This is a genomic window from Peribacillus sp. P4_C12 (assembly GCF_056402095.1).
Genome location: NZ_JBFUIB010000582.1, coordinates 1 through 2,090, shown reverse-complemented (window position 1 = coordinate 2,090; position 2,090 = coordinate 1). Strand labels below are relative to the sequence as shown.

The 2,090-nt window shown below is 34.9% G+C and carries 3 protein-coding genes and 1 pseudogene; 1 reads left to right on the top strand and 3 read right to left on the bottom strand.

The annotated features are described in order from the left end of the window. Together AC1DUW_RS26785 and AC1DUW_RS26780 are read right to left on the bottom strand one after the other, a co-directional pair. Window positions 1-556: histidine phosphatase family protein (locus AC1DUW_RS26785; RefSeq protein ID WP_477643924.1), on the bottom strand; the 556-nt coding region annotated here is incomplete at its 3' end. A 19-nt stretch (window positions 557-575) separates the two neighbouring features. Beyond that, window positions 576-920: an avidin-fold protein gene (locus AC1DUW_RS26780; RefSeq protein ID WP_053346318.1), complete on the bottom strand. Its 345-nt coding sequence runs from the start codon at window positions 918-920 to the stop codon at window positions 576-578. 248 nt (window positions 921-1,168) lie between these two features. On the opposite strand from AC1DUW_RS26780, the gene AC1DUW_RS26775 reads away from it, so the two are divergent. Continuing rightward, complete coding sequence (locus AC1DUW_RS26775; protein ID WP_053346319.1) at window positions 1,169-1,690, top strand: DUF2179 domain-containing protein; 522 nt, start codon at window positions 1,169-1,171, stop codon at window positions 1,688-1,690. A 195-nt stretch (window positions 1,691-1,885) separates the two neighbouring features. On the opposite strand, the pseudogene AC1DUW_RS26770 reads toward AC1DUW_RS26775, so the two are convergent. Continuing rightward, window positions 1,886-2,090 (bottom strand): annotated as a pseudogene (locus AC1DUW_RS26770) (cytosolic protein); the annotation flags it as partial.

Here is a 2,090-nt window from a genome sequence, read left to right as displayed (position 1 = left end):
TAAAATCCTCAATAATCCAGGAATCCATCTCAAATCTAATCGTACTTAAACAAGCATTAAATAACCTCATTTGTTTTGATACGATTGCCTCATTTGACATCAATCGTAAAATAAAATGAATCACTGCGCCATGTGCAACAAGGATCACTTTCTTCTCAGGATACCCCTGCTGAATCTCTTGAAGTCCTTTTACCAGCCTATCACGTAAAGACACCTGACTCTCCTGATTAGGATAGACTTTATTACTGAATGCAGACTCTCTTTCATGCGCTGTCATTCCTTCAGCAGAGCCAAAGTTCTTTTCTATGAATTCTAATTTTTCAATCACTGGCCTATCAATATAGGAGCTAATGATTTCGGCAGTTTCTTTAGCCCTTTTTAGAGGGCTTGTAATAATTACATCCCAATCTGCTTTAGACAAAAATTCACCACACTTCTGTGCTTGTATCTTTCCTTGTTCATTTAGTGGGATGTCAGTCTGTCCCTGCAGTTTTCCTAATGCATTCCAATCAGTTTGACCATGACGTACTAGACAAATAGTAGTAATTGTCCCCAAACCTCTCTATGTAAAATCTTTATTTTTTCACTTCTTCAATGATGGAATGACCTTCACTCTGCTCGAGATCTAACCATTTCCACTTTTCATGCAATCGGACTCGTCCATCAGGCAACATTTCCGGCGTGGAAAGACAGCTACCTCCTCTAATTTCACCTTTTTCATTAATATGATTGTACCTAAATTCCAGTGACCCATCCATATTAACAACACCTATTAAAGTCCCTTTAATAATCTCTCCCCCTTCATAACTTGCTGTAAGTATATTTCCTTCTTGTGAATAGTAAAAGAATGTATTTGCCGATACTTCTCCATTTTCCGAATTATCTTTTGCTATAAATGTTCTTCCGTTATAATTAAGCATAGACAATCCCCCCAGATAAATTATTTAGGATAATGATACCAAATTAAAGCAAAAAAGAGTATTATGAAATTCTCAAACACATTAAATTATAGGATTTTTTATGATTAGAAATGCTGAGAATAAATACATAATATTTCCATTGAATTCATCCATTGTCTTATGATTAGATTATGGAAGATGTTTCATATGGGAGGGCGATTCTATATGAAATATCAAAGAAATTATAAAAAAATTGGTGAGGTGCTCAATTGAAAGAAATTCTGCTCATTTTATTATTGCAACTTATTTATGTTCCAATTTATACACTACGGACTATATTTTTAGTGAAAAATATAACCGTACTGGCATCTATATTAGGCATTGCAGAAATGTTAGTATACGTTTTTGGTTTATCTCTTGTATTTGGCGGTGACCAAAGCATAATCGCCATGGTTGTATATGCAGTTGGTTTTGGTATCGGGATTATTTTTGGAACGAAAATTGAGCAAAAACTCGCCATCGGTTATATAAATGTAACCGTTAATACTCAAGCAAAAAATGAATATTTGATTGATACTTTAAGAAGCATTGGATTCGGTGTCACTCTTTATACCGGTGAAGGAAGGGACAGCAACCGTTATCGGATGGAAATTTTAACAAAACGAAACCGAGAGCAAGAATTAATTGCAACAGTTGAAAAGTTTGAACCAAAAGCCTTCATTATTTCTTATGAACCAAGGTATTTTAAAGGTGGGTTTTTACTGGATCGGTTGAAAAATAAAGCAAGCTGAATAAAAAGACTGCAAAAGCCCATCTTTTTCAAGATGGGCTTTTCCTTACGTTCTATAATCTCTTGGCTATCTCACGATTTGAATACAAGACGTGAATTTGTTTATGACACGATTTATAGAGAAGAACAAGATCTTCCTAGGTGTTAATTGATAGTTGATCAAGCTCACAAGTACCTTACCATAATCTAAAATCGGTTACGGTTTAACAGACTTTCCTTCTTCAACTACATGAAACATCAAGTGTGCAAGATGATGGATTGGTCCATAGTCTTCGTTGTCTTCTTCATCCTCTTCCTCCTCCATTTCATCCATGCCTTGTAAATAAAGGGCCATGAATTCATAAAAATCATTTTTGGAGAACGAGTAACAATCACTAGGATCCTGACTATCTTCTTCATAT

Bases quoted from the DNA above. Each gene is read 5' to 3' on its own strand.
- AC1DUW_RS26780 (WP_053346318.1), bottom strand. From the start codon at position 920: ATGCTTAATTATAACGGAAGAACATTTATAGCAAAAGATAATTCGGAA.